The sequence below is a fragment of the Vibrio sp. 10N.261.46.E11 genome, assembly GCF_041472735.1.
Classification (GTDB): Bacteria; Pseudomonadota; Gammaproteobacteria; order Enterobacterales; family Vibrionaceae; genus Vibrio.
The window spans coordinates 55,494-81,908 of record NZ_JBFRQW010000019.1 but is presented as its reverse complement, the minus strand read 5'-3'; the positions used below and the strand labels follow the sequence as shown (position 1 = coordinate 81,908).

At 39.7% G+C, this 26,415-nt stretch carries 19 protein-coding genes and 1 pseudogene; 3 read left to right on the top strand and 17 right to left on the bottom strand.

Features of this window, described 5'->3' with window-relative positions; translation table 11 throughout:
* The first annotated feature begins 34 nt into the window (after nt 1-34).
* Nucleotides 35-1,369, top strand: coding sequence for an MATE family efflux transporter (locus AB4407_RS06725; protein ID WP_372119789.1), 1,335 nt, complete (start codon nt 35-37; stop codon nt 1,367-1,369).
* A gap of 311 nt (nt 1,370-1,680) precedes the next feature.
* Here AB4407_RS06725 and gpmM read toward each other — a convergent pair whose 3' ends face one another.
* The gene (gene gpmM / locus AB4407_RS06720; RefSeq protein ID WP_372119787.1) at nt 1,681-3,213 is read right to left on the bottom strand and encodes a 2,3-bisphosphoglycerate-independent phosphoglycerate mutase; all 1,533 of its coding nucleotides are present in this window, start codon (nt 3,211-3,213) and stop codon (nt 1,681-1,683) included.
* Nucleotides 3,214-3,511: 298 nt separating this feature from the next.
* Here gpmM and wecA point away from each other — a divergent pair, with 298 nt between their 5' ends.
* Nucleotides 3,512-4,552, top strand: a complete 1,041-nt coding sequence (wecA, locus tag AB4407_RS06715) for a UDP-N-acetylglucosamine--undecaprenyl-phosphate N-acetylglucosaminephosphotransferase (protein WP_017097098.1) — start codon at nt 3,512-3,514, stop codon at nt 4,550-4,552.
* A gap of 163 nt (nt 4,553-4,715) precedes the next feature.
* Nucleotides 4,716-5,837, top strand: coding sequence for a glycosyltransferase (locus AB4407_RS06710; RefSeq protein WP_372119785.1), 1,122 nt, complete (start codon nt 4,716-4,718; stop codon nt 5,835-5,837).
* 1 nt (nt 5,838) lies between these two features.
* Here AB4407_RS06710 and AB4407_RS06705 read toward each other — a convergent pair whose 3' ends face one another.
* The 16 genes and pseudogenes from AB4407_RS06705 to AB4407_RS06630 all read right to left on the bottom strand — a co-directional run.
* Entirely contained in the window at nt 5,839-7,029 is a 1,191-nt protein-coding gene (locus AB4407_RS06705) for a glycosyltransferase family 4 protein (RefSeq protein WP_372119783.1), read from the bottom strand.
* Nucleotides 7,019-7,903 carry a GDP-mannose 4,6-dehydratase gene (locus AB4407_RS06700; RefSeq protein WP_372119781.1) on the bottom strand — a complete coding sequence of 295 codons (885 nt, stop codon included), beginning with the start codon at nt 7,901-7,903 and terminating at the stop codon, nt 7,019-7,021. Before AB4407_RS06700 ends, AB4407_RS06705 begins: the two co-directional genes overlap by 11 nt.
* Before the next feature lie 62 nt (nt 7,904-7,965).
* Nucleotides 7,966-9,000 (bottom strand): GDP-mannose 4,6-dehydratase, encoded by a 1,035-nt coding sequence (gene gmd / locus AB4407_RS06695; protein WP_372119779.1) that lies wholly within the window; start codon nt 8,998-9,000, stop codon nt 7,966-7,968.
* Between the two features lie 19 nt (nt 9,001-9,019).
* Nucleotides 9,020-10,102 (bottom strand): YidC/Oxa1 family membrane protein insertase, encoded by a 1,083-nt coding sequence (locus AB4407_RS06690; RefSeq protein ID WP_372119777.1) that lies wholly within the window; start codon nt 10,100-10,102, stop codon nt 9,020-9,022.
* Nucleotides 10,103-10,409: 307 nt separating this feature from the next.
* Nucleotides 10,410-11,513: a CDP-glycerol glycerophosphotransferase family protein gene (locus AB4407_RS06685; protein ID WP_372119775.1), complete on the bottom strand. Its 1,104-nt coding sequence runs from the start codon at nt 11,511-11,513 to the stop codon at nt 10,410-10,412.
* On the bottom strand, nt 11,513-12,304 hold the full coding sequence (locus AB4407_RS06680; RefSeq protein ID WP_372119774.1) for an NTP transferase domain-containing protein: 792 nt from the start codon (nt 12,302-12,304) through the stop codon (nt 11,513-11,515). The genes AB4407_RS06685 and AB4407_RS06680 overlap by 1 nt, the downstream gene beginning before the upstream one ends.
* Nucleotides 12,301-12,960, bottom strand: a complete 660-nt coding sequence (locus AB4407_RS06675) for a type 1 glutamine amidotransferase (RefSeq protein ID WP_372119772.1) — start codon at nt 12,958-12,960, stop codon at nt 12,301-12,303. The genes AB4407_RS06680 and AB4407_RS06675 overlap by 4 nt, the downstream gene beginning before the upstream one ends.
* Nucleotides 12,957-15,953, bottom strand: coding sequence for a PEP-utilizing enzyme (locus AB4407_RS06670; RefSeq protein ID WP_372119770.1), 2,997 nt, complete (start codon nt 15,951-15,953; stop codon nt 12,957-12,959). The genes AB4407_RS06675 and AB4407_RS06670 overlap by 4 nt, the downstream gene beginning before the upstream one ends.
* A 2-nt stretch (nt 15,954-15,955) precedes the next feature.
* Nucleotides 15,956-16,189, bottom strand: coding sequence for a hypothetical protein (locus tag AB4407_RS06665; protein ID WP_372119768.1), 234 nt, complete (start codon nt 16,187-16,189; stop codon nt 15,956-15,958).
* Nucleotides 16,190-16,259: 70 nt separating this feature from the next.
* Nucleotides 16,260-16,441, bottom strand: a pseudogene (locus AB4407_RS06660) (IS3 family transposase); the annotation flags it as partial.
* Between the two features lie 78 nt (nt 16,442-16,519).
* Complete coding sequence (locus AB4407_RS06655) at nt 16,520-18,682, bottom strand: sulfatase-like hydrolase/transferase (RefSeq protein WP_372119766.1); 2,163 nt, start codon at nt 18,680-18,682, stop codon at nt 16,520-16,522.
* Nucleotides 18,683-18,715: 33 nt separating this feature from the next.
* Entirely contained in the window at nt 18,716-19,114 is a 399-nt protein-coding gene (locus tag AB4407_RS06650; protein WP_372119764.1) for a GtrA family protein, read from the bottom strand.
* Between the two features lies 1 nt (nt 19,115).
* On the bottom strand, nt 19,116-20,060 hold the full coding sequence (locus AB4407_RS06645; RefSeq protein WP_372119762.1) for a glycosyltransferase family 2 protein: 945 nt from the start codon (nt 20,058-20,060) through the stop codon (nt 19,116-19,118).
* Between the two features lie 68 nt (nt 20,061-20,128).
* Nucleotides 20,129-21,778: a DUF6311 domain-containing protein gene (locus AB4407_RS06640; RefSeq protein ID WP_372119760.1), complete on the bottom strand. Its 1,650-nt coding sequence runs from the start codon at nt 21,776-21,778 to the stop codon at nt 20,129-20,131.
* Nucleotides 21,779-22,249: 471 nt separating this feature from the next.
* On the bottom strand, nt 22,250-26,011 hold the full coding sequence (locus AB4407_RS06635) for a glycosyltransferase (protein ID WP_372119758.1): 3,762 nt from the start codon (nt 26,009-26,011) through the stop codon (nt 22,250-22,252).
* Nucleotides 26,011-26,415: hypothetical protein (locus AB4407_RS06630; protein ID WP_372119756.1), on the bottom strand; the 405-nt coding region annotated here is incomplete at its 5' end. The genes AB4407_RS06635 and AB4407_RS06630, both read right to left, overlap by 1 nt.

The following is a 26,415-nucleotide window of genomic DNA, read 5'->3' as shown; positions in this document are numbered from 1 at the left end:
TATCCTACGCTTTTAGATTCTATCGGCGTTTTACATGCAAGATAAACACGGGCTTCTTACAGCCCCGATAGCAGACACTCTGCGCACTATGACCATACCGACTATCTTCGGTATGGTGGCGATCTTGATGTTTAACCTTGTTGATACTTTCTTTATCTCATTACTCGGCACGCAAGCCCTTGCTGCTGTTAGCTTTACCTTCCCTGTCACCTTTGCGATTAACTGCATCACCATGGGGATTGGCATCGGCCTTTCGACGTGTATTGGTCGCTTACTCGGTCAAGGTTGCGCACAAAATGCGGCTCGTTTTACCTGCCACGGTTTATTGCTTGCGGTGTTGCTTGTTGGTTTGGCATCAACACTAGGGCTTGTCACGCTAGAGCCTATGTTTACTCTGTTAGGTGCTGAACCTGAGTTACTGCCACTGATATCCGAATACATGTCGGTCTGGTATTTAGCGATACCACTGCTTGTTATACCAATGGCTGGCAACAGCGCGATACGAGCGAGTGGCGATACCAAAACACCCGCTAAGATAATGATGCTGGCCGGCCTGATTAACGGCATTCTCGACCCGCTGCTGATCTTCGGCTACGGCCCTTTCCCGGAGTTAGGGATTCAAGGCGCAGCCATTGCTAGCGGATTCAGTTGGTTTGGTGCCTTGTGTGGTTCACTGTATGTGTTAACCATACGAGAAAAGCTGCTTGCTCTACCCAAACTAAAAAGCATCATCACTGACTGGAAACAGATCTTAACCATAGGTACTCCAGCTGCCCTTTCCAATGCCCTCAACCCACTTGCTGGCGCTATTATCATGATGATGTTAGCCAAACAAGGAACAGAAGCCGTGGCGGCTTACGGAGCTGCCCAACGTATTGAATCAATTCTTATCATTATATTGATGTCTCTGACTTCAGCACTTACGCCTTTCATGGCGCAGAACTTTGGCGCAAACAACCCTCAACGCAGCTTTAAGGCACTGTTCTTAAGCATGCGTTTTGCTGTGCTATTTCAGGGTTTGATTTTCTTAATGATGGTGCCATTGAGCATCCCTTTAGCCGCCCTATTTTCTCAAGAAGAATCCGTACGAGGCATTTTGTGGCATTACCTGTTAGTTGTGCCGTTTAGCTACGGATTCCAAGGGATTGTGATGATGTTAATCAGCGCTATGAATGCGATGCATCAACCACTCAAAGCCTTCCAGTGGAGCTTCATGCGCCTGTTTGTATTCACATTGCCGTTCGCTTGGATAGGCAGCCAAATTGATGGTGTCGAAGGGTTGTTTATTGGCTTAGCCTTGGGGAACATTGCCGGTGGGGTTTCAGGGTATTGTTTTGCGCTTCGTGTGAGGGCTAAAGCTAGCAAATAGCCCTCTGTCATTGCCTACAGCGAGGCCCGAGCGTGATAGGGAATCTATCTTTATGTTGTACACCGAATATGACAAGTAATACGTGGCATGAGATTCCAGACATTTCGTTCCTTAATCCTGGAATGACGAGAATAATAATGAACGAAGTTCTGGATGCGCAATGCAAAGAAGGGATTCTTTCTACCTTAGTCCTGTCACGACTCGTTTACTCGCACCTATCCCCCAAACTCCAGATACAAAAAAACGGCTACACTCACGTGCAGCCGTTCTAGTATTCGATGAAAGTTAAAACTATTTATCTAAAACAGTAATTACTTAACAATCACATCACCTGACATTTCAGCCGGGATTGCGATACCAGACAGAAAAAGCATCGTTGGTGCAAGGTCAGACAGCTTACCGCCTTCTTTGAACTCAACGTCTTTGCTACCTACGTAGATAAGTGGCACTGGTAGGTTAGTGTGCGCCGTGTGGATGCCACCCGTTTCTGGGTTTACCATCATTTCCGCATTACCGTGGTCAGCAGTGATTAGCAGTTGGCCATCGGCTTCTTTGATTGCTTCAACTACTTTACCCAGACATTCGTCTAGCGACTCTACCGCTTTAACCGCTGCATCGTAAACGCCAGTGTGGCCAACCATGTCACAGTTAGGGAAGTTACACACGATAGCGTCGTATTTGCCGCCTTTGATTGCTGCAACTAGCTTTTCAGTAAGTTCTGGTGCGCTCATTTCTGGCTGTAGATCGTAAGTCGCGACTTTTGGAGAAGCAACAAGTTGACGCTCTTCGCCTTCAAACTCGTCTTCTTTACCGCCGTTGAAGAAGAACGTCACGTGCGCGTATTTCTCTGTTTCAGAGATACGTAGCTGCGTTTTGCCTTCTTTAGATAGCCATTCACCGTAGGTGTTCTCTAGAGAAGCCGGTGGGAATGCACATAGAAGTGGGATGTCTGCTGCGTATTGAGTCAGCATCACGAAATCAATCGCTGGAAATACGTTACGAGCAAAACCATCGAAATCAGGAACGAACGCACGTGTGATTTCACGAGCACGGTCAGCACGGTAGTTCATGAAGATAACCGCATCGCCATCAACGATAGCTGCAGACTCTTCGCCTTCCGCTTTGATTTCAGTCGCTTTAACGAACTCATCGTTTTCGTCACGAGCGTAAGCCGCTTCTAGGCCAGCTACTGCAGTGTCGAATGTGAACTCTGCTTTTGCTTGAGTCAGCAGATCGTAAGATTCTTGAACTCGATCCCAGTTGTTGTCACGGTCCATAGCGTAGTAACGACCAATAAGCGAAGCCACACGGCCTTTACCTAGTTTAGCGAATAGCTCTTGGAAACGTGCAAGTGTGTTTTCTGCGCTACGTGGCGGCGTATCACGACCGTCTAGGAAAGCGTGTAGGTAGATTTTCTCTGCGCCACGCTCTGCTGCCATTTCAACCGCTGCATAGATGTGATCTTCGTGAGAGTGGACGCCACCTGGAGACATAAGACCCATGATATGAACCGCTTTCTCAGCTTTCACCGCTTTATCGATAGCGTTAACTAACGTTTCAGTTTGGCCGAACTCGCCATCTGAAATTGACTTAGTAATACGAGTAAGATCTTGGTATACCACACGACCTGCACCGATGTTGGTGTGACCCACTTCAGAGTTACCCATTTGGCCATCAGGTAGGCCTACATCTAAGCCAGAAGCCGAGATTAGCGTGTTAGGTTGGTTAGCAATAAGACCGTCTAATACAGGTGTATTAGCGTTCGCGATAGCGTTGTCTTGGTTGTCTTCACGGTAACCGTAACCGTCAAGGATCACTAGAGCCATTGGCTTCTTAGCTGACATAGGACTGACCTCGTTCAATTCAAAATAAATCGGTATAAAAACAAATTAGCGTAATTTTACTACAGTTTACAGTCAAAACTGTAGCGGAAGATCAAGAAACGTCGCAGGTAGGATGATCGGATATGAAAAAAAATGTCATTTACATTTTTATTCTTCCAATCAAGAACGTTCAATCAGTGATAAAGCGCTCATAAAGTCTCATGTACAACCGAGAAAGATCACGTAGATCCTACCTTACTCTTTTCTATCGAATCCAAATACACTAAAATTCACGAAACATACTTAATTAGGCTTAGTCGTGCTCCTTCCTTTACTTGATCTCGCGTTCTTATTCTTCTTTTCTCTTGCGACTATCTTTATTTTACGTAAATTTGCTAAGAAAATCGGTCTCGTAGATGAACCCGACTCTCGTAAGTTTCATAGCGGAGCAATACCACTCGTTGGCGGTATTTCAATTTGCATTTCACTTCTCTACTTTCTACTAAACAACCCAAACATTCTACCGAACACACCTCTCTATGCTGCGTGTATTCTCATCTTAGTTGGGGTAGGTTCTTTAGATGATAAGTTTGATTTAAGCTTCAAGTTGCGCTTCATGATCCAAGCAGGGTTATCTGTGGCCATGATGATGATTGGTAACATTGAGCTAAAAACGATAGGGGATGTACTCGGCAGTGGAGAGATCATTACGTTAGGTTGGTTTGGCTACTTAGTTACTATTTTTGCGGTAGTTGGAGCAATAAACGCATTTAATATGGTTGATGGGATTGACGGCCTACTAGGAGGGTTATCAGTGGTAACCTTTGGAGGTTTGGGGCTAATGCTCGCGTATGATGGACAGTACAACCTCTCATATATATGCCTAGTGTTAATAGTCGTTATCATCCCTTACATACTACTCAACTTAGGTGCATTTGGACGAAAAAGAAAAGTATTTATGGGGGATGCTGGAAGCATGCTGATCGGATTTACAGTTATCTGGCTTCTGCTTTTATCAAGCCAAAATGGAACATCTCCCCCCCTACGTCCCGTAACAGCTCTGTGGTTAATTGCTGTCCCACTAATGGATATGACTGCGATAATGATACGAAGGGTACGCCGTGGTGATTCCCCATTCAAACCGGATCGAGAGCACCTACATCATATCTTTCAAAGGTTAGGACTCAGCCCAAATCAAACACTAGTTTCGATATGCTCCATAGCAACTTTATTCGCAGCTGTCGGGATTGGTGCCGAAATAAACGGTGTTCCCGAATACATTATGCTTTATTTATTTTTGGCATGCTTCCTGCTATACGTAAAACTACTAAGTAAGAAGAGACACCAGGCACATAAATAAACTAATACTTCGAGTACTTACAGATAAAGTGTATTGCCTCTTTTTCAATGGTATATTTCGATAACGTTTTAGGCTCGCCAGGCTCAATGGGTAACCACTATAAGACCCTATCGGATACACCGACTGGCTATAAACACTTTTAAACTGATGGATTGATAACCACATGAAAGTACTACATATTTACCGTACTTGCTACCCTGAAACAAAAGGGGGATTAGAACAAGCTATTCGTTATATTTGTAAGGGCAGTAGTGAACAAGGTATCGAAAATACCATTCTAACATTGGGTATTGAGAATAAAGAATATCATTTTGAAGGCACGCGAATCATCGTCGTCAAGAAAGACTTCGAGATATCATCGAACGGATTTTCATTTCGTCTAATTCGTCGGTTTAGAGAACTAAGTAAGAAAAACGATATTATTCACTACCAATACCCTTGGCCTACAGGTGATTTACTCAGCATTTTTTCCGACAAAAAACCATCATTGGTCAGCTATCAATCTGATATTGTTAAACAAAAATGGCTAAAAAAAATATACTTCCCTCTTGAGCAGTATTTTTTGTCTAATGTTAATCGTATCATTGCGAGTTCCCCTCAATATGCGCAAACAAGTAAAAATCTAATCAAGTATGCCAATAAAGTCGATACTATCCCTCTTGCGATCGATGAATCTACTTATCCAAAAATCAGTGAAGACGATATCAAAAAGTGGGAAGACTACGTTGGCAGAGACTTTTACTTATTTGTAGGTGTGCTTCGATACTATAAAGGGCTGCAATACCTTCTTGAAGCAGCAAAGTTAAATGGGTTACCTATTGTAATCGCTGGTGATGGTCCAGAAAGAGCCAATCTAGAAATGTATATAGAAAAGCACTCTCTTACCAATGTAACACTCGTGGGATTTATTTCTGAAGAAGACAAAGTCGCACTTCACACACTTTCAAAAGCATTTGTTTTTCCGTCGCATTTACGCTCTGAAGCGTTTGGAATTTCATTAGTAGAAGCACAAATGTTTGGCAAGCCAATTGTAAGTGCAGATATTGGAACCGGTTCCTCTTATGTCAATATCAATGGGGAAACAGGGCTAACCGTTCCACCAGCAGACGGCTCACAATTTTCAGAGGCCATGCAAAAATTGGAAAACGATATATCACTGTGCCAAAAACTAGGAAGTAGTGCTCGCCAACATTTTGATAAAGAGTTCACAGCTAAGCGCTATGCTGATAGTTATATTACGCTGTACCACGAACTAATCTCATCAAATAATAATACAACAGAATAAATCATGAACTTCTCGAGGTAGCAGACGCTATCTTGAGGAGTTGATCAACTGTATTTGACCACTTAAAGCCTGAAGCCCTTTTTATACCACACTCTACCAACTTAGCTTTACGCTCAGGGTCTCTAATAAGCTCTAAGATCGCATTTGAAATGGAGACTTCGCTGCTAGGGTCTATCAGAAGAGCTCCGTTTGCTGCAACCTCTGCTGTTGCGCCCACATTAGAGGTAATAACAGGAGCACCCGAAGCCATAGCTTCAATAACAGGCAAACCAAAACCCTCGTATAATGACGGATAAACAAAAGCACCAGCCGATGCATACAAACGCTTTAAGTCATCATCCGCTAAGTACCCAGTAAATATTATTTGCCCACGCTCAACTAAGTCTTTCGCATTATCCATCAACTCTGAATTTTTCCAGCCTTGATCTCCAACCAAAACTAAAGGGTACAACTTACGAACTGAATCAGGTAAAAGCTTAAAAGCGTCAATTAACTTGTTTAGGTTTTTTCTTGGTTCCAACGTTGCAACACTAAGAAGAAAGTTATCATGCTCTATTTCGAGCGATTTAAGTAAAGTACCGCACTCTTGTTTAGAATGAGCCTTAAAGCCGTCAGAGACTCCCAAGTACAATGTCGAGCTTTTACTCTTACTGCTAGGAAAGAAATCATGAAGTTCATCTAAAATAAAATCAGAATCGACCACTATGTGATCAGACCTAGTAATGGTTCCCCGCATTTTATCCTTTAAATATGAAACCCTTGTGGCAGGGTGAAAGCTAGGATGAGATAAGAAAGATAAATCATGAACAGTTGTAATGGTTACTCCCAAATAATTAAATGGGACAAAACTTGGCTCAAAATACACATACCCTTGATTTGCAAGTATTTTTAATTGTTGTTGCGCACGTAAAGAAAGCAGATAGCTTTTTAACTGATAAATGCCAGGGACAGACCTCAATAGCTCCACTAAAAATCGCGTTTTAGGGCTTGGAGTGCTCTGGTTAGAGCTTGGAAGATGAAAACAAGAAACAAGACCCAATAGCGCATCTCGAGTTAATAACTTACCGTTTCTAATACCAACAACATCTATATCGCGTGAGAGTAACTCACTAAGAATATTAAGGGTATAGTATCCTATACCCGTTAATGGCATTCGTATTGGCGATACATTGATCAACAATTTATTTGGCATGGTACATATCGGTCAAGGTTTTCTCTATATTGATCAAGGGTGCCTGACCTGTTAGTAACGCTAGTTTTGTATTATCCCCACCCAACACTTTAATCTCATTGTCACGAACAAAGTCAGGGTTGACTCTAACTTGGATACTGTATCCTGCAATATTTTCCATCATCGAAATTATCGATTGCAACGAAATCACCTGACCAGAACACAAATTCACAATCTCTGACTCAGTGTCTGACTCCAAAAGGTTTGCATAAGCTAACGCTATATCACGAACATCACTAAAGTCGCGAGATACATCTGTATTACCTAGTTCTATCTCTAAAGCACTTTTCTTAAAATGAGATACTATTTTAGGGATTAAGAAATTTTCAGCTTGACCAGGACCAGTATAGTTAAATGGTCGGGTGATGATCATTGGGAATTGGTTAAACCAGAGCTTTGCCATATGCTCCATTGCAAGCTTGCTCATCGCATAATGATTAACTGGCGAAGGTAAAACTGATTCTGAGATGCATTGTACATCTTCAGGGTTACCATAAATGTTCGCACTACTAGCAAAAATAACTTTATCTAATTCTAGCTTAAGCTCTTTCGCTGCTTCTAGTAAGTTCAGCGCACCAAAAACATTGACGTCATAAAACGCTTTCTGGTCAGAATGCCCAACAAATGATAACGCAGCAAGGTGAATAATATAATCTGGTTTAACTTCATTTAGGCAGTCTACTACCGCATTGCGATCTGTCAGATCGCAAGCAACTTGGCCAGATTTGGCTTCACGGTATACTAACCCAATGACAGAGTAGCCCCTAGATAGTAACTCTTTTTCTACATACTTACCGGTGAAGCCATCAACACCTGTTAACAATACTTTTTTCATAATTGTATCTCAAAAAAAATGGCAACAGAAAACTGCTGCCATTTAGCAAAAAACGTTAAAGATTAGAACGAGAAGCCTTGTTCGTTACGACGAAGGTCTGCTTCAACCATCATTGCACATAGCTCTTCTAGTGTTGTTGTTGGTTCCCAACCAAGTTCTTTCTTCGCTTTTTCTGGGTTACCGATCAACAACTCTACTTCCGCAGGACGATAGAATTTTGGGTTAATTTTCATAACGACTTTACCCGTCGCTTTATCTGTCGCGGTTTCATTCTCTTCAGAACCATTCCACTCTAATTCAATGTCAGCAGCTTTAAATGCCATCGTAACAAAATCACGGACTGTTTCAGTACGATTAGTAGCAAGAACATAAGTATCAGGCTTGTTTACTTGTAGCATACGCCACATACCTTCAACATAATCTTTTGCAAAGCCCCAGTCGCGTTTCGCATCCATGTTACCAAGCTCGAGCACATCTAGCTTACCTAACTTGATTTTCGCTACAGAGTCAGTGATTTTACGTGTAACAAATTCTTGACCACGCAACGGTGATTCATGGTTAAACAAAATACCACTAGTAGCAAAAATGTCGTATGACTCACGGTAGTTAATCACCATCCAGTGAGCATACAGTTTTGCAACACCGTATGGGCTACGTGGATAGAATGGCGTAGATTCACGTTGAGGAATTTCTTGTACCTTACCAAACATCTCAGAAGTAGATGCTTGATAAAAACGAATTTTAGGGTTAACAATACGAATTGCTTCTAAAAGATTAACCGGACCAATACCCGTAATTTCAGCAGTAGTAAGAGGTTGGTCGAATGACACGCCCACGAAGCTTAGCGCTGCAAGGTTGTAAACTTCATCAGCACCCGTGTTTTGTAATAGACGAATGCTGCTAGACAAGTCTGTTAGATCGTATTCCACAAGCTCCAAATTAGGATGGTTCTCAATTCCTAACTCTTCGATACGCCAAAAGTTCACAGAACTTGTACGACGGTATGTACCGTATACTTTATAACCTTTTTCTAAAAGAAGTTCTGCTAGATAAGCCGCATCTTGGCCTGTAATTCCTGTTATTACTGCTGTTTTCATATCTGATCTCATATCTATGTTATTTCTTCGATTCGGCGTTTTTCAAAACCGTTCTCAATGAACCAAGTTGTTGTTGCAACAAATGCAAGAAATTTGCCATGGTCCAATATAATACCATTGCTGCTGGAAATGGGTAGAATAGAACGAGAAAGAAAGTCGCCATCATATAGAGTTTGAACTTTGTTTTTCGCAATGCTGCAGGTGAGGCATAGTCATCTTTGTATAGCAATGCACCTAAGCCTGTAATAATTGTCATTACAATTGGCAGCAAATTAAACTGGTTCCCTAAAAAAGGCAGAGTAAACCCGAGTGGAGCAACAGAATCTGGGTAAGCTAAGTTTTCAATCCATAAAAAAGACTCGCCATTGAACTGAGGCATTTCGCCCAGCGCCCCAAATATTGCCATCCAGAACGGTATTTGTATAAATAATCCAAGCATGGGTTTTAGAGTATAGAAAGGCGATACTCCAAACTCTTTATAAACCGCCATCAACCTATTGTGCGCTTCTTCACCGTCATAATGCAATTTGATTTCAGTAAGTCTGTCTTCTAACTTTGATCCGACCTCACTAACACGCTGTTGTGCTCTCGCAGTCATCCGATTGACTGGCCACATTGCGAGTTTAAAGATCAAAGAAAATACAACAATTGCCCCCCCCCAAGAAAGTCCGGCAAAATTCTGAATAACTTCCAAGATTTTCTGAACAAATATGGATAAGTATTTAATTGGAAGCACCGAGTTTGAATACAAAACCTCATCAATCACATGAGGAAATTCATAATAAAACTGATTTATTGGCAATGAATTATCGTAAAAACTTAAAGCCTTTCCCTGCAAACTTCCTTTTTTACAATAATTAACAACCTCTTCACTAATAATTTCAATTGCATAGTCACGATTTATAACATAATGATTTCCATTAATCTCACATCGCCCATCGTTGATAATGTCAAGCTGACTCCCGTCACCAACAACTATCTTAGTTTTAGAAAGATAGCTAGCCATACCAACTAACTTATCCTCACCGAAACAGTTTCCAGAAATAATAAATAAAATTAATACAGGAAAATTCTTAATAAACCTCATGCCAATAATTCCCAAATGATATATCCACCTTAAACCTACATTATCAATTAAACACCTAGAATAATACGCCATCACCCTAAATAGCGGCACGCTGCATTTAATACATAGTGAAAAATGAAAACCTATAAATCTTTAATTTTAACGGGAAAAACCCAGAGAGAAACACCTTGCATCTTGACTCTTGCCTACATCTTGGGTGATGTAGGGTTATTAAATGTTACCAAAAAATGATCAACTCTATATTCACTTAAAAGCAGTAATATTTAAAGGCTCAAACAGCAGAACATTACATATTAAAAAGAGAAAATCAATGCCAAACTATTCATTCATATTTATCGGATAAGCAAGAAACTAAGTACTGACTACCAACCTTAGAGCTATACCCAACACAATATACATGCTCATTTACATTGAACTTGTTTGTTATTTCCCCGTTAATTTTTCCGTTGTAAATAGCACCTACCGTACATCTAATATTGCTTTCAAAAGGCTCTAAGCCAATTTCTTTGTAATACGGATTATTAACTTTTCGTGGAACATCTGCAAATAACACGGGCTTACTTAAACCAAATGCATAATCCAAAGCCGCTCCTGACCAATCACTGATCATCACATCAGATTCATGCAGCGAGTCTTGCCCAGCAACATTATTTTCATAGATAAAATTAGCGTTTGATACGTGCTTTTTGACAATCTCATCCACTTTATTTTTCGAAAACTTAATCGTTTGTGGGTGCGGCCTTAATGTCACTTTATGACCTTCAGCTAACAATTGACCTACGAGCTTGAGACCAATTCCAGCTTCAATAATACAGTGTTCCCCCCAACTTGGTGCAACTAAATAGTGCTTAAACAAAGTGGTTTCTTTTACGGGTTTCTCACGCTTAGCGGCTTCATCAATAATAGCATCTAACCTTGCATAACCATGCTCGACCAAATTCTTTACAGGTAAATTGTACTTAGCCTCCATTGCACGAATCTCTTTTACATGATGAGGACCCGCACAAAAGATAGTATCAAAATGATCGAACGCACCTTTGCGATAGACCATATGCAAACTGACTAATGAATGCTGAACATACACATAGTGCACTTTGTGCTTAGAACGTTTCACCTGATATTGATGTAAATCAGGCATAGTCATAACCATAACATCGGTTTCAATGTTTTCGAATAACCAGTTGCGAACAAATCCTTCATCAATTTTAAACGCCCTAAATCGAGGGTGCTCTAACGCTAAACCAGGATCGTCTTTACCAGAACTGATATAACAAATATCAATATCTGATGTAGCCAGCACTTCGCGAACTAATCCTTCAAGATGAGGCCAATAATTTTTGCCTTCACTGTAGAAAGTCAGCTTCCTATATTCTTTAGGAAGTTGTAGAAAACCAATAACATTCTTAATATGAGTAAAGAATGACATTACGCTTCAACCTTATAAAATTGGTCTAACTCACCGCTCTTGGCCATTTCATGGTAATGCTCTAAGTCATCAACGGAATCTATCTCTAACCAGCCGTGTTGTACTTCTGCCGCTTTCACCTTCCAACCACTATCTATTAATAACTGTAAAAAGCTAGTCATATACATGTTGTCAAAATCTTTGCCATCGTAAGTTACATCTCGATCAAGCTGCTGATAAAAAGTAACCAAATCTTCGATCTTGTTCGATTTAATTTTTATTAAACCAGTATATTGCCCTTGAATGTTATCGTAGCTATCTGGTTTTTTACCTAGTTCGGTAATATAACCGTTAGGCTCCATTACTAATGTCTCTGCATCATCTAATGGATTTTCAAGTCTCTTCGACCACAGGTCACGCCAACCTTTATCAATCATCAGTGCAATATCTTCATCGCATGCCAGTAGCGTCTGTAGATTTGATTGCTGATAAACGATATCACCATAAGCAATGATAAGGTCTCCCCCCTCTTTACGAATGAACTCCATGGCTGAAAATAAGCTCTCAACCATATTGGTCTCAAAGTATCTTGGGTTATACGATGTACCATAACCAAACACTTCTAATTGCTCTTTTCGGTAACCTGTCGCAATATGAATGTCATCAATACCAGCATTATTTAGGGTACTAATTTGGCGCTCAAGCAATGATGTTCCTAATAGCGGCACAAGGCACTTCGGTATATCATTAGTTATTGGTCTTAGTCGAGTTCCTTGGCCAGCAGCCAGAACTAATACTTTAGTTTTTTTCATAATAAATTCGTTCTTATAAATTCAAAATCGGTTAAATCAAACCCAGATACTCTCTCAGGGTGCCACATCATCGCTAAAATTGAATACTGGCTGTGCTTAAAGGCTTCAATATATCCTTGATCATCCACAGCTAACGGCATTAACCCTTCCGCTAACCCCTGCTGAGTGATACCCCAAGAGTGATAACTATTTACGGTCCGGACCTTTATATCTTGACTAGTTGTACTGTCATTCTCGGTGAAAATTCCGTTAGTGTTGACGATAATCACATGATCTTTCGCTACATGTCCTTCAATTGTCTTAAGCTCACCACCAAAATAGCTATTCAGCATCTGCATCCCTCGGCAAATACCGAGCACAGGCAGCCCTCTTTCTATGGCAGAAGTTATGAGTGCCAGCTCAAAACCATCTCTCTCAGGGGCGACATCTTGAGCTTCACCGAGTAAAGTTAAGCTATTCCCCCCGCTCAATATAACTGCGTCCAATGCCAAGGCTTCGACCATGTCATTTACAGCTTCAGTTGGCAGGTTAGGTAAAGGAATAGGGATAAAACCTAACGCTAACGCAAAATCAGACCAACGCTGATCGAGACAATCGCGCCGCTCTAAATAATGCGGCACGACCTCTACTCGTTGTGTTATACCTACTTTCTTCATTCGAGAACTCGAATTAGCTGGCTTACACAGTCCAACTCAATCTTACTTGCGCTAGCAAGAGAGTCATACATTTTCTCACCTACTCCAATTGCAGCAGGTAGCCCAATCTCAGCAGAGCGGATTGCCATATGCGAATTAGCACCACCATATTGAGTAATAAGACCAAGAATTCCCTGACCAAATAACCAGTCATATCCAGGATCAGCTTGCGGGATAAGTACTATTTTCCCTTCTAAAGTAGTAGATGAAGCACCATCAAGTTGAATTAAAGTCCCGATAACCTGGGTTGCACCAATGTAATTAGGTTGACTCGATAAGCGCTCAAAACTGTAAAACTGTTCCTCGCTATCGATCAGCGATGGCAGTTCAATTACCTTTGTCAGCAGATGGGATTTTTTGCGTAGCTCTATCTGAGCTCTGACTAAAGATGTCGAAGTCATATTCAGTTTTATTTGCTCTAAATCTGAATAGGTCATATAAGATAGATCATCGCGAGAAAAACCGAGAGTTTCACCCAAGTCAACGCAATAGTCTAAGCTTTTACTTAAGTTTTTAGTAAATTCAAACTTAACCTTTTCCCGATTTTGAGTCGCCTCAATTAGGTACTGGATAAGGCTATCAACCGAGATAGAAGCTCCAAGTCCGTTTAAAAAGTGTTGTACCGAGCCTCTTTCTTCATCATTAAAACAAAAAGAGATGATATGGTCATCATCAGATTTATTATCCGGTGATACTAGGTACTGATCAGGGTCCTCCCAATACGCACTAGTTGATAACTCATAAGTACCAGGTCTCAAATGTCCATAGGATTCGATTAATGCCTCTTGGGTAATCTCACCACTAATAAACTTCTGTTTATCTTTTTCAAACTCACCCGCAACCGTATCGAAACTACTCAAAAATTGAAGTCGCCTTTCATCCGATAGTGCTCCGGTACTAACTAGACTTTTAAGTACAGTCGTCGCGACAAACCCTGCTCTTGCTGCATGAGAAAAAGCTAATGTTCCATATTTTTTGCAGTCAGAAAGCAAAGCATAAGCTTTATCCACCTCACTTAGCGATGAACTGATAATGTTAGATCTTCGTAAAGCTAAACGTTGAATCGATGACGTGTCAGATTCCAAACGTGATAATGCATCTGAAGTTATCAATTTCAAACCTGATTCAAGTTCTTCAATATCAGATATCGTCACATCATATGGTTCAAAACGCGCCAACGCTGCCTGCTTAAAGTCCGGGGTCCAAATAGTAAACGCTACATCAAATTCTAACTTGTCGTGAAGTTGCGGGTTATCAGATAAGATTTTAATATAAGCATTAACAATACGCTCGGAAGCATCATCAGATAAAGTAACTGGCAAAAAGGAGTTTAGGCTAGCTCTTACATCAATATAAGGTTGACCTGAAAATGCGACAATTAAAGGGTGAGGGCTAACATCCCTATAACCAAACTCTGATCTTTGTTTGGCCCAAATAACATTGGTAATTAGCTCTTGATATAAACTAAATGCCAGAGGCTTAGGTCTAGTCCCTATAATTTCAGCAGGATTCCAATCTGGCATGTTAGCAAACAAGGTTCTATCACCAAAAATAAACGGTGAGGGAACTTGCATCTTATTATAACGAGATATGTCTTTTTTTATCGACTCTTCGATTCTCTCAAAGTCAAGATCATAGTTATCATGATTGACAACAACAGGACGAACTTGGAATATATGAACTACACCATTTTCTGCGATTGCAAATTCGATATCTAATTTGTCATAACCAAGTAGGGTTTCTAACTCCTGTACTGCTGCTAATACTGGAATAAGTTCTGGAGCTGTTGTGGTAAGTGCTTGTGGTTGGAACTTACTGACCAAAACGGTCCTTAAATCAGAGTATGTCCCAGCAGTAACAGATTCTGTTGATTGCGTTTTGTCGTCAAAATTAAATCGATAGTAAGGAGCACCAGACTCCAACGTACAAGTGAAAACCACACCAGCACAAGCTACACCTTGCAAAAACTCCTGCACAAGAACTTGGTCACAACCTCTTTGTATTTCACCATAAGAGTTGACAACATTTTCGATCGCACTTGATAACTCACTACAATTGTAACTATGAACATTTAATATACTTTCAAAGCCACCTGCATTAGATGAATCCCAATTATCTTCACCTTTAGAACTACTTCGTACAACTAATTTGGTATCGCCAAAGACGGCACGAATATCTTTTATGATCGCTGCTTGATTATCAGCCCACTGTTCTGTTGTGAAGTTTTTCTGTTTACCGATATGACTTTTTTTAACCAAAGGCTCTAAGCGAGCTAATGTGTCAGCTTTCGTACCTAAGATAAAACTTGCTATATCTTCTGGATTGTTAAATTCAGCCCAATCACCTTCAAGATCAACAAAATCAATAGTCAAATTCTGTAACTTAAAGAAGGCTATCAGGTCCAACAGATTGCTACCGATACTTTCTGCTGAAGAACCGTCCGCTTTGGCCGAATTTAATGACTGAACTGCATTTTCGTTTAGATACACTAACCCTGTAAACTCAACCTCTTTCCCATTAACGTCCAAGGTTTCTGCTTTAACTATATCTTCTGAACTTCTTGAAGAAAAACGCTCCATCCAAAGGCTATCTACGGCTAAGACAACATCTTTGCCTACTTGGGATAATTTGTTAATTGAGTCCGTTCTGAATAGAGTATCACTATACGATATAAGTACAGGCTTCCCTGAAAACGGAGCGTGGAATAAAGTATTTAATACACTTTTTTCTTCCCATTGAGGCTCTACTAAAAAATTAAGCTGAGGATAGTTTTCAGCAATTTCTTCGATATGATAACCACCTAAAAAGTACGTATCATCAATAGATGCTATAGATTGAAAGCTATCTAACTGCCAATCCATAGCTTTAAAGTTCGACGCGATATTTTTTAATGCTGACGGTTTTTTACCGCTTGCAGGCCTGCCCGCACCTAGAAAATACAGTTCACAAGACATTTCTATTTCTCGCCTTTATTTTCTTCTTCGACTTTCTTACTTTTACCCTTAACAAATAACGATTTAATTTTATACCAATAGGTTTTTATCGCCAAACTAACAGCTACAAATCCACCTACAATTGCTGACATGATCGCACTACCTGAACCAGGGTCGATATATGCCATTGCCGGCGGAACCCATGAAGCCATAAAAGTCATAAAAGTCATCGTTATATAAAAAGTAATTTTATTCATATATATTTATTCCTTAAAAAAATATCCGCCTTCTTAGAAGGCGGTTTCGTCTGTAGTTATAGAAGCTTCAGTGAACATTGAAAACTTCACATAATATTTTTACGCTATGGATCTGCTTAGGCTTCTTGATTATCAAGAATTGTTCAGCGACTCCGACATCAACAGAGCCGTGGACTTCCCAATATTTATAGCTTGAGCAGCCGCTTCTAATTTGAAATCAGCGCTAAATAGTCGTCTTGTACGTTTTCCCATAGTGCCACCTGTTAACTTATGAGGTGATTATATCACCTCTAACTAAATAACCAAATTCAACACACCACAACAAAGCTACTAAAGAGCATCATCCTGTAGGCGTTCGAAGTTAATACTATGTATACGCATATCACCCGAACCTTTGTAATAAACCCTCACCTCAACAACTTCTGTTTCACCATCGAACTCGATAACTGTAGTTACTTCCCCGTCTCTTCCGTTTGTACCATACATATTTTCACGAAAGGGTCTTTTTTCACCAAAATCACCAACGATATCCCACCAAGCTACATTAAAATTGGTGGGGCTATCGGAATCATATTGAACAGAGATTCTATAATGACCTTTGGGAGGGGTAATGTAAGGACCATAGCTTAAAATGCCCTCATTAGAAACTCCATCAATAGCCTCAATGTAAGAGTCTTTGAACGTTCCGACTCTAGTTTCAAACTCCGATGCAGCATACTGTCGAATTATTTCCTGTTTAGTTCTCACAGGTATGCCTTGCTCATCTCGGGAATATTTTTCCCAAGATTCGAAATTAGCCTTGTCAGCTGAGATTCCATAGGGCGTAGTTGGGGGAAGAGCATCCTTCTTACCAAATGAATGATGCCACTTATAATCCAAAAACTCCCTTACTCTTTGTTCAGGCCTATCATGAGATAAAAGGGGGATACCAGGAAACTTGCTTGTAACACCAACGGCATCAAGAATAGTCGCCGAAATATCAGATAGCGAGGCTGGATATCTATCAACTCTAAATGGCCCGGAAGAGTTTATAGGCTTAATCATCAATGAGGATGATGCAGATGAATATGGGACCCTTAATAGTGGAAACAATGCAGATAGTTCAGCAGGGCGGTAATTTGAACCATGATCGGAAGAAACGATAATCAATGTATTATCATATATTCCAAGCTTTTTAAGCTTATTTATAAAGTCACTCAGGTGACTAAGCGCACAAGCAGTCTCTCCCATTCTGTTACTTAACGAATGTTGTCCAGGGGCTTCTAGCGGCATGCATTGGGCGTTAAGCCAAATGGGTGAATGTGTCATCAATGAATGAAAGAACCTATAAGTTGGATCTTCTGATTCAATTAACTTAACCTGCTCGTTGTATTTACTGAACAGCTTATGAGATAGGCCTACATAGCTTGTTCCAGCATACACATCTTCTTCTTTTTTCCAAATCTTTTGAATCAACCACGCTTCATCATTATATACGTTATTCTTAAAAACATCGGGAGTAACCCTAAATAGAGCCAAATCCAACAATTGAAGATACTCAGAGGAATATAATTGTCCATTATTTAAAGTTCGTTCACCAATAACGCTGCAGTTTTCAAAAAGACCATAATTACATCCGCCATGATTTGAAACCGAATACCCTTCATCCTCTAGAACGGCTGGCAGAGTATTCCTGGATGCAACAATAGATGATAGAAACTCTTTTTTTCCTCCTAAATAGTTATCATAGATACGGCCGGTTAAAATAGCAGGAATTGACATCTCCGTGGTGGGGTAATTGGAGGCTGTATCTGGGAAATGAGTAAAGCCTTCAAACATTTCTTTATAATCTTCATTGCTTTTAATTAATTCATCGAGCACGTCACCTTGGAGCTCATCAAATAAAAAATGAATTACATTCAAGCCTCTTGAGAAAGTAACAACCTCCTCCGAAAATCCCACAGGTTCATTCGAAAAAAACTCTCCTCCATTTCTAGAAAAGTGAAAAGCATTTAGTGTCGTAGTTAACAGCGAAATCAGTATTAATGAGATCAAAATAGCATTTAACTTAACTAAGGTCATGAATCTGTGAATAATTAAAAATAATGCACAGACGAATAATATTTGAAAAAAAGAAAGTAACGACCAAGTCTCAATCTCCAGCCCCCTTCCATCAATTTGACCGTAATTACCGAAAAGAAAAACAGATAAAAACCATGAAGATACAGCTACAGTGCCCAAAGCTGACACAAGAAACCGTCGTAGCAGTGGAAAAGTCCCACCAAAATAAATTATTGTCATAACTATCATAACAGTAATAATTGGTAGTACAGCTCCCTTTAAAAGAGTCACAAACTCAACATTTGTTGATTCATGGTTACTAAAGTAAAGGTCTAATGGTATGAACAAAAATGTCACACTTGAAAACAACATAGAAGCTAGTAGCAGTGAAGTGATATCATTTCTATAAAAACATTTACGAAAAAGCTCACGCACCCTTATAAAACTCAACATAAATATACCTAGGTGTCATATGATAGACAAAATTTAAGCAGAGCTACTCTCGCGAGAGAAGACCCAAAGCTTATATACAAAATACGTAACTGTCGGCGATACTGTTATTACTAACAAGATCCCAAAAAGATAATGCCACCCCATTAATTCAGCTAGAGCCGATAAAGCGATGGTCATGACTAAAGCCCCTGTTGATGCTAGCAAAAACTTCAAATATCCTCTAACGTGCATCGCAGAGGGGAAAGCCCACCGAGCATTCATAAGATAAGATAAAATATTTGTCAGGAAGAATGCAACTATATTTGCGATAACTGGATTCAAATCAACAATCTCTACACTCAACATCACCCACAATGTATGTATGAACGTATTAACCCCACCTATCAAACAGAAAATAATCAGAGTTCTATGCTTTAATATTAACTTCTTCATTTCACTCCGCCGATCTTAGTGTTTTCCTTACAATATAAACGGGCCTATTTTTCACTTCAGAATAGGTTCGCCCTAAATACTCCCCCAGTACACCGATACCAATTAACTGTATTCCACCAATGAATAAAACCGTAATCATAATAGATGCAAAACCAGGCGTATCAACACCAAATACAAGTGTTTTAAGCACTAAATATATAGCGTATACGAAAGAAGATAATGAGATTGAAATCCCTATATATGTCCAAGCTCTTAATGGGACTGTACTATAGCTTGTGATTCCTTCTAAAGCGAAGTTCCATAACTTCCAAGTATTAAAACTAGTCTTCCCTGAAGCTCTTTCCGCCACATTATATTCTATAGTAACAGATTTAAATCCGACCCAAGCAAAGACACCTTTCATAAACCGATGAGACTCTTTCAATTTATTGATCTCAGCCACTACAATGGCATCCATTAAACGAAAGTCTCCAACCCCAGATGGCACATCTATATCTGATATTAAGTTATGGAACTTATAAAAGGCATTGGCAGTGATTTTTTGAATTCTTCTATCAGTGTCTCTATTTGCTCTTTTTGCTAAAACTACTTCATTGCCTTCTTCCCACAAAGATACCATCTCCGGAATCTTTTCAGGTGGATGCTGTAAATCAGAATCAATTATTATAACTAAATCACCTTTCGCATTGTCAAGGCCAGCTGAAAGAGCGGCCTCCTTTCCAAAGTTTCTCGATAAATCTATTATACAAACATTAGGATAGCGTTCTTTCATTTTGACCAATCGTGAATAAGTCTGATCAGTACTACCATCATTGATTGCTACGATCTCAAGTTTGTAATTTTTTAATTTTTCATCAAAAACTGAAGAAACACGAGTAAAAAAATCCTCGACACCTTCTTCTTCGTTATAAAACGGAGCAACAACACTAATTACTTTTTCACCCATACCAAAAACCTTAAATTTAAAACAAAAACCATCCTAGCTATATGAAATATAACGAATTAGCTAAGAATTTAATTAAAATCATGTCGCTTATACACTTGGCATATATGCATTTTTGATTCTAATATACAATCCAATTCAATCCCTGCAGGGAAAAACCCCTCAATGACTTTCACGTCAACGTAATCCTCTTGAACAAATACAAAGGCGGCTGGATTATTTATCACAGCAGCTACTTCCTCCTTTATCCCCGTACAAGGAGGAGCATGTCGAGCTATATACCCTGTGTTCATCTTCATACCACGCTCCGATACATATTTCATCAATGGTAGTAATGTATTATGTGTTGACGACTTAGTTGGGCATCTAAATTTTGGATAAAAATATATTTCAGAGACATCATTGTCAAAAAAGGAATCCATAGCCTTTGGGTCAATAACAACATGTGCTTTTTTGGCTAATGACGATGAAAAAATATCAAGTCTATCATTCAAGTCTATAGTTTGAATGACAGTAAAAATTAAGAGTACTAGCGCGCCAACTAACTTGGGTGTCCGTCTTGAAATTATAACTACAGAATATATAACGATTGCATATCCCACCGGCCAAAAAAATCGACCTGATGCACGAAATTGCGAGGTAATCTTATCCATTATGTTAGGGTATTCAATAGTAGCAATTTGAACATTTCCCCAATAGACTTGGTTCGATAGAGAGTACACTGTAAACAGAACAAGTAGCGCCAGCAGTGATTTGTGCCTTAACAAGTATTCATAATTATTCTTTTTATCGAGACTTACTGCCCAAATAAATAAAACCAGCACACCAAGACCTAGATAATTAAACCCTTCACCCTGCCCAGGCCTTGGCATCCCATTAATTTTTATCAAATCACCGCCAGTAATCGGCGAAAGAATATTCATTGAGTAATATCCGAACCCCCAATCTTTCGAAATACCAGACAAAGGGAATGGCAACAATGTAATTAGCATCGTTAAAAATAAAATTAACACAGGAAAAACAAAGAAAAGCATTTTCTCTCGAAGGTCATGCTGATTCCATAGATGTAAAATAGTCGCCACATAAATGGAGAAACACATTACAAATAAGTATATGTTTATATAAAACGAGAAGGTTAAAAGAATTATAAACACTTTAAACTGCACTCGGTCTAAAGCCGTAGAGCGGATATATAAAGCAAATGAAAACAATAACAACCAATGAGTCATTAGCGATATATGACCTAGACGGGCCATTAACGTAGGACTCAATACAAACATAACACTAACAGCAATCAGCGCAGCCCAAGAATTTATCTTAAGTTCTTTAAGTATCCACCAAGCTGCGACTCCCTGCATCAAAAAGCTCAGAGCAACCCAATAACCAAATGGATTAAATGGAAAGAAACTCTCAGGGACAAGCACTTTTAAAGCAAGAGAATATGCAGGTATTATATCTACAAATGTAGCTCGGGTTCCTTCCGGATAATTAAAACTATCAAATGCCAATAACGGCCAACTCCAGGGCGCCTTGAAATAAGAATTAAACCCAGAAACATACTGTGTTATATCACCGTTTTCGGTCTTCCAATACTCTGAGGTCCCTGTAATGAACCCCTCCGGGAAAAACAAAAACAAAAATAACAACACACAGGAAATTACTATTGCTAAAGCTCCTACTGTATTGGAACTATTAACATTTTTAATTATACTATTTTCCATTTTTCACTCTGTAACTTATAGTTACTTTTATATTAACGAACTCAGTACCGACTAATAATCAGACCGCCCCACCTTTGAAAGTGACTTAACTTCTGATTTCTATAGTTATAATTTCAAGAATACACTCTTGTTATCAAAACAGCCCCCCTGAACTATTGCAATATGTAATTTTAGCTTGCTGTATTTATTAGGCACAATCATTTTAAATTTTACCGTATTTCCTGACCAGTAAATTTTATGTTGCTTAAAATAAGGCCTATCACCATTGAACAGCTTGGAGATCCCTAGCTGCTCCAAGCTTCTTCACTACTATTGATAATATCCCCTCAAGGTATAAAACTTCTTTCGTCTAAACAACACCAAGAGGGGATACCACACTAGACGCCCTTGAACACTCTCAATTAAGGGGGGGGATATGCACCCTACGACCACACTACTGTTTGCAATACTTTCTAAACATCTTAATTTTTCCTATTTATTATGAATGGATAGTACTTGAAATAGATCAGCTGCACTTTCTGACCATGACTTCCAAGGTAAGTCATCAGAAACAGGGTATCTGCCATCATGGTAAAGGTTCAGCCACTCACCTATAGAGTTGCATAAAGCATCTGAGGTTTTGCCTGAAAAATAGAATGCATGCTGACCAGCCACTTCGCGAAAAACAGGAATGTCTCGAGCAATTATTGGCAACTGGTATTGTGCAGCCTCGATCAGTGGTAAGCCAAAACCTTCAGCTTCACTTGCTGCAAGCAGGCAAGTAGAGACGGAGTAAATTTTTTCGAGGAACTCATCACTAATACCGTCCAACCAAAACAAACGTTTACCTAATTCCGAATGCTGCGAAAGTGTATCTATAATTTGGGGAATTGTACGACGTTCATCATCAGGCAACCCTTGCCAACCCTCCTTTCCAACAATTACTAACTTTACGTTATAGCCTTCATTCCAAAGCTTTTCAAATGCCTCAATTGCTTGAAGGTGACCTTTACGAGGCTCTATAGTCCCCACCATCAAAAAAGTAGGCTCAACAGTCAACATGGCTAACTGCGCCTCAGCTTCAAATGGCATTCCTTCAGTTGGCCTTGTCGATTCAATATCGGCCCCTAGATGAAACCAATCAATACTTAATGGCCTTATACGTTCAACTAACGTATTACTTCTCCAATCATTAAGCTCGTCCGCTACAGCTTTTGATATACATACTACCTTATCCGCAATTTGACATACAGATTCTAACCAGCCGATAAAAGCAGCTTTCGCTCCTGGAGGAAACACGTCAGGGTATTTATACGGAAGGAGATCGAAAACAGTAAAGGTGATATTTACACCAATATCTCTTAACCTATCATATACACCAGCCTTTTGGGCTTCCACAACAACATGTCCTGCCAGGTCTGCAGCAAAGAGCTTATCTCCCGGAAATGCTTCTATAACATCATCATCGATCCATTCACTTGGACACTCAAGCAAGTCCAACGTATAACTACGAGCATAGCGATATTGCCATACCCCACCCTGAAGAGTTAAATAGACAGGTTCTACACGAAATCCTTCTGGCGGGTTATTTATAAATTCAAGTAGAAGTGCTCGCGCTACTCGCTCTATACCAGTTTTCAAATCAGCTTGTCTAGTTGCGGTAACATCTATAAATAACGTTCTTGAATAGCGTTTAATTGGCTGATTTTGAGCGATACAGCTAGCCATATGTTTTAGATATTCTTCATCAGCCGCTAAGTGCTTGCTTTTACCTAGGCTAGCAATTAAATGCTGACAATCAGATTGTTTACTATTATAAAAACGCTCAATCGATTCTACATATTTTTTTGCGCAGGCATCTGGGGAGTGATGGATATCAATCGTTTTTTTAGCTTTTATTGACAAGTCACGACGTTTTCCAGTACCGGTCCGTAGAGTTTCTAATGCACGAATTAAGTCCCCATCTTCAAATTCATCATCAAGCATCCATACTGTATCTGATGATAACTCAGCCATAGAGCCATTCGCATTAACAATTGTGGGTATACTATAATTCATACAATCCATTACCGCAGCTGACGTCTCACCACGCGAACGAGTACGAAGTTGGACTGCCATGTTAGCAGTGGACAAGTACAATTTAAATTCATCTAAACTAACCCAGCCGGTAATACGAACGTTATGACTGGCTTTATTACTACTAATCATTTCGCATAATGCTTTACCAAAATCACCTTCATGATTTTGACCTACAAAAATCAAATAGCAGCTCGAATCTTTAGATAGAGAGCTAGCTAGCCAAGCCTTTATAAGACGATCATTTAATTTTGTTTCATCTACCCCACCATAAGAGCATACGACAAATGCATCTTCAGGGATGTTAAGTCTTTCTCTAAATGTACTCGATTGATGGAGTTGAGCTGGTTGGCGTAATAGCGGAATGACACTCCAATCTGAACTCATTTTATTATTGAACCACTCTTTCGCCAGCTGCTTAGAATAATTTGAGTGGACGATAACCCCATTTGCAAGTTGTAATATATTAAGATTACATGGATATTTGTACATTACCTTTTCGTTATCAGCAAGATGAAATCTGTCCCTTACCGCATGATAACCATGTGTATGGTAGAGGTCTTTCGTCCAGTGAAACAACTCTTGCCCCGTTAGTTCCATATAACGGCTGTAGCCACTCATATAAAAATCGTGCAAGCAAATGGTACCAGGCACTTCTTTGAGTAACGGATACATATATTGATGAAAAGGCGAGTTTCCAAAGTGATAAAGAACACGATCATATTTATCAGAGTTTTTTAACAGCCATTCAGCAGAACGAATATGACAGCTTTCATTAACCCATTGTTCAGTAATACCCACCTGAGAAACTATGACATCAATATCATAATAAGAACTGAGGGCTGGTAGTAAGTCAGCACTGTAATCAGCAATTCCAGTTTTTTCAGGCGGAAGAGGGGAAACAAAGGCAAGCTTCTTACGTTGGCCTGTCTTCGAATTATCTGACTTTTTCACATCTCGACTTAATATTGTTTCAAATGCAGTTATTGCACTCTTTGCGCTTCTATCCCAAGAAAACTTCTTGGCTTGGCTTAACCCAGTAAGGAGCAACTTTTTCCGATAATCTTCATCGGTAAGTACCCTTTCCATCTTGCTAGTAATCTCCTCTTCAGAAAAGGGATCAAACAGCGCCTCTTTAGAGCCTATTACTTCCGGTAAACTGGATGTATTAGCGCCAATCACTATCGCACCACAAGACATAGCTTCCAAGGCCGGTAAACCAAAGCCTTCATGCCAAGAGGGAAATACATAAAGTTCACATAGATTATAAAGCTTTACCAATTCTTCATCGGTGATATATCCAGTTAATATTAATTCATCTGAGCGCAAGCCTGCAGTCTTTGCTTCCTGTTTTAACTGCAGGGCATCCCCTTCTGCCATTTTCCCTGCAAAGACCAATTGATGAGTTTTTCGTAACGGACTTGAAAGCTTTGCATAAGCTCGAATTAAACGCGGAAGATTTTTCCGTTCATCAACCCCACCCGTATAAAGTAAAAATGGTCGGGTTATACCAAATCTATCTCGGGTTACTTCCGTTTGTGCTTGATCAAGGGCTAATGGCTGAAAGCTGTCTTCTACCGCAGTAGATACATTAACAATAGATGATTTATTTAAATCAAGTGTTACTCTAGCTTCATCTTGCGAGTATTCCGAGATTGCTAGTAGTAGCGAGGAATGCTTTAAGTGTTCTATTTTTCGCTGATAATATTGCGCATAAGCAGGGTTAGGTTTAAGGTACTGTTCTGGATTTAATAAAGGAATTAGATCATAAAGTGAAACGCTGACCGGTGTTGTTTTGTCAAACCTACCAATGCTAGTAATTGCATCATCACCATAACCTTCGAATAAACTAGTGATATGAACTATATCTGGTTGTAGGTTTGCAATAAACGCTTCCCGAACGAGCTCTGCTGCCTCTCGGCGCCACATGTTTTTTATTTCAACTTCACATACTGGTCCTGGTACGTACCAGACTCGAATATTTTCTTGTGGCAGGAGGCCATCAAATTCAGCTCGAATGGGTTCAATCGTATCGGCTAAAAGCCCATTAAGCACAATAATAATTTCATGTTCGCCACGGTTACGAACTATGGCTTTCACCAATGATAGGCTATATCGCCCAATACCACGGAAACGACTTTCTGTTTGTGCCCCTTGCAAATCAATGACGATACGCATTAACCTTTCCTTCTGGATTCTGCTTCGATTGTAGACTGTAACTGTAAATAAATATCTTTTGCATAAGGCGTTAATTCACCAGAGTCTACAGAATGTATTTTTGGTGTTATATTTTTGGGGGAAGGGTTTTGTTGAAAAGCTCTCAAACGTGCATCAACACCTAACTTTCGTGCTAATTGGATACAAAAGTTTTTTAGTTTTGGTCGTGTAGTTATAAAAGTAATTGATTTTGACACAACAATACCAATAACCTTTACTAATAAGGACTTAAATCGAGCCTTAACTCCCATAACCCTGAGTAATTTCAGCTGCAGTGCAAACCACTTAAATAGTGTTGTAATACGCCAAGAACTTGACTGTAACATTGTACTTATCCTAGCTTCGGCTTCACTCGCTTTGGCTTC

Coding starts and splice junctions, on each gene's coding strand:
- AB4407_RS06725 (WP_372119789.1), top strand. CDS start 35: ATGCAAGATAAACACGGGCTTCTTACAGCCCCGATAGCAGACACTCTG.
- gpmM (WP_372119787.1), bottom strand. CDS start 3,213: ATGTCAGCTAAGAAGCCAATGGCTCTAGTGATCCTTGACGGTTACGGT.
- AB4407_RS06710 (WP_372119785.1), top strand. CDS start 4,716: ATGAAAGTACTACATATTTACCGTACTTGCTACCCTGAAACAAAAGGG.
- AB4407_RS06705 (WP_372119783.1), bottom strand. CDS start 7,029: ATGCCAAATAAATTGTTGATCAATGTATCGCCAATACGAATGCCATTA.
- AB4407_RS06700 (WP_372119781.1), bottom strand. CDS start 7,903: ATGAAAAAAGTATTGTTAACAGGTGTTGATGGCTTCACCGGTAAGTAT.
- gmd (WP_372119779.1), bottom strand. CDS start 9,000: ATGAAAACAGCAGTAATAACAGGAATTACAGGCCAAGATGCGGCTTAT.
- AB4407_RS06685 (WP_372119775.1), bottom strand. CDS start 11,513: ATGTCATTCTTTACTCATATTAAGAATGTTATTGGTTTTCTACAACTT.
- AB4407_RS06680 (WP_372119774.1), bottom strand. CDS start 12,304: ATGAAAAAAACTAAAGTATTAGTTCTGGCTGCTGGCCAAGGAACTCGA.
- AB4407_RS06675 (WP_372119772.1), bottom strand. CDS start 12,960: ATGAAGAAAGTAGGTATAACACAACGAGTAGAGGTCGTGCCGCATTAT.
- AB4407_RS06670 (WP_372119770.1), bottom strand. CDS start 15,953: ATGTCTTGTGAACTGTATTTTCTAGGTGCGGGCAGGCCTGCAAGCGGT.
- AB4407_RS06665 (WP_372119768.1), bottom strand. CDS start 16,189: ATGAATAAAATTACTTTTTATATAACGATGACTTTTATGACTTTTATG.
- AB4407_RS06655 (WP_372119766.1), bottom strand. CDS start 18,682: ATGTTGAGTTTTATAAGGGTGCGTGAGCTTTTTCGTAAATGTTTTTAT.
- AB4407_RS06650 (WP_372119764.1), bottom strand. CDS start 19,114: ATGAAGAAGTTAATATTAAAGCATAGAACTCTGATTATTTTCTGTTTG.
- AB4407_RS06645 (WP_372119762.1), bottom strand. CDS start 20,060: ATGGGTGAAAAAGTAATTAGTGTTGTTGCTCCGTTTTATAACGAAGAA.
- AB4407_RS06640 (WP_372119760.1), bottom strand. CDS start 21,778: ATGGAAAATAGTATAATTAAAAATGTTAATAGTTCCAATACAGTAGGA.
- AB4407_RS06635 (WP_372119758.1), bottom strand. CDS start 26,011: ATGCGTATCGTCATTGATTTGCAAGGGGCACAAACAGAAAGTCGTTTC.